Here is a 1823-nt window from a genome sequence, read left to right as displayed (position 1 = left end):
GCCCAGGTCAGCGTGATCGTCGCCAACAACCCCGAGATCCAGAAGCGCCTCGAGAACCTGGGCAAGAAGTTCGCCGACGTCCAGCGGGCCCGCACTCCGGAGGCCAAGATCGCACGGGCGATGGACTCGGTCCGGGAGCAGGCTTCGATAGTCCTCGGTTCTGAGACTCAGGATGCCGAGTCCATCGCCTCGGTCCAGGCGGCGGGCTGGAAGCAGCGGGCGGACCAGGTCGACCGCGCCCTGCGGATCCTCCAGCACCAGCCTCGCAAGATGCAGAAGTCGCAGCTTCCCCGCATCGAGGCGATGGCGGACTCGCTCGTCGCGGAGGTTCTGACGTCGCTCATCGACGATGCGGTCGACGACTCGAAGGATCAGATCGGCGGGAGCTGAGCCGCGCGAGCGGAGACCGTGACGGTGAACTTCGGGTCGCGGCTGACCTGCCGGGTCGGCCCGACGACACGCTCCAGCGTCGGCCGGTAGCGCAGGTGCGAGTTCCACACCGCCCACAGCTCACCGCCGTCCTTGAGCACGCGCGCGGCTTCGGCGAAGAGCGTCCGGGCCACCCCGTCGTGGACCGCCGCACCGACGTGGAACGGCGGATTGAGCACGACAAGGTCGACACTCGCGTCCGGGACTGTCTCCGCACCGTCCGCGCGCACGACGACGACTCGACCCTCCAGACCGTTCGCGGCGACCGTTGCGCGGGCGGAGGCCACCGCGGCGGCGGACTCGTCGGTCGCGGTGACGGTCAGCCCCTCGTTCGCCCGTGCCAGCAGGACGGCCAGAACGCCCGTGCCGCAGCCGAGGTCGACGGCCTGGGCGATGTCCAGCGGCATCGCGTCGAGGTGCTGCAGCAACGCGCGCGTGCCGATGTCGATCCCCGTCCCGGCGAACGCGCCGCCGTGCGCGCACACGGTGATGCCGAGGTCGGGGTGCTCCTGGCGCTTCGGCCAACGCCGGCCGGCCGGGCGCGGTTCTGACGCCACCAGAACGCGCGACTTCTGTCGTGCCAGGTGCGCCTGCACGCTGGTGAAGTGGCGCCCGAGGACGTCGTTCATCGCGGTCGTCATGTGCTTGACCCGCCCGCCGGCGATGACCACGACCTCGGGGTCCGCGTGAGCGGCGATCAGGCCCGCGATCTCGTCGAGCGCATCGAGCGACCGCGGGAGCTGGAGCAGGACCACTCTCGCTTTGTCGAGGAGCTCGGGAGTCAGACCCAGCTGAGTGAACCCGCTCAGGCCGAGCCGCTCGGCGTTCGCGTGCAGTGCCCGCTCGCCGAGGAGGCGGTCCTGGTGGGTGCGGACCCCGGAGAGCCCGTGCCGCGCAATCGCACCGAGCGTCAACGCGCCGTGGTGGTCGCCGATCACGACGACGTCGCCCGCCGTCCTCTCCAGCGCCGGCGCGGCCTCGTCGAGGATCAGCCGGTCGCTCGCGTCGACCGCGTACAGGTTCGGCGCCTCGAGGTCGGGGTAGCGGCGGAGGTCGGCGAGCACGTCGGTCTCGTCATGTCCCGCAGCCGCATCCACGCCACCGAGGCTAACGGGCCTCCCCGGGACTTCCGCCCCTACCGGCGAGGCCTGGGCCGACGAAACCTGGTCGACATGGGTGCAACGGTCAAGACCGTTCAGGGCGTCCTGCGTGGCAGCGTCGCCGATGGCGTGTACGCGTTCCTGGGAGTCCCGTACGCCGCACCGCCCTTCGGTGCGAACCGGCTCCGACCCCCGCAGAGCGTCGAGCCCTGGAGCGGCGTGCGCGACGCCACGGCACCCGGCCCGGAGCCCCCGCAGGTCGCTCCGCCGGCCACCGGCGGAGCGAATGAGGAC

3 protein-coding genes are annotated in these 1823 nt (G+C 71.5%); 2 read left to right on the top strand and 1 reads right to left on the bottom strand.

Annotated elements, in window-relative coordinates; genetic code table 11:
• Window positions 1–390: hypothetical protein (locus AC1DUQ_RS21390; RefSeq protein WP_477074595.1), on the top strand; the 390-nt coding region annotated here is incomplete at its 5' end.
• Here the strand turns inward: AC1DUQ_RS21390 and AC1DUQ_RS21385 are convergent.
• Window positions 372–1526, bottom strand: a complete 1155-nt coding sequence (locus tag AC1DUQ_RS21385; RefSeq protein ID WP_477074594.1) for a class I SAM-dependent methyltransferase — start codon at window positions 1524–1526, stop codon at window positions 372–374. The genes AC1DUQ_RS21390 and AC1DUQ_RS21385 overlap by 19 nt on opposite strands.
• 75 nt (window positions 1527–1601) lie before the next feature.
• Between AC1DUQ_RS21385 and AC1DUQ_RS21380 the strand changes: the two genes are divergently transcribed.
• Window positions 1602–1823 (top strand): carboxylesterase family protein (locus tag AC1DUQ_RS21380; protein WP_477074593.1); only part of this gene is annotated, 222 nt, incomplete at its 3' end.

Source organism: Cellulomonas sp. P4_B5_2 (genome assembly GCF_056402235.1).
The sequence above is the reverse complement of the archived record's forward strand: the minus strand, read 5'-3'. Positions and strand labels throughout refer to the sequence as shown.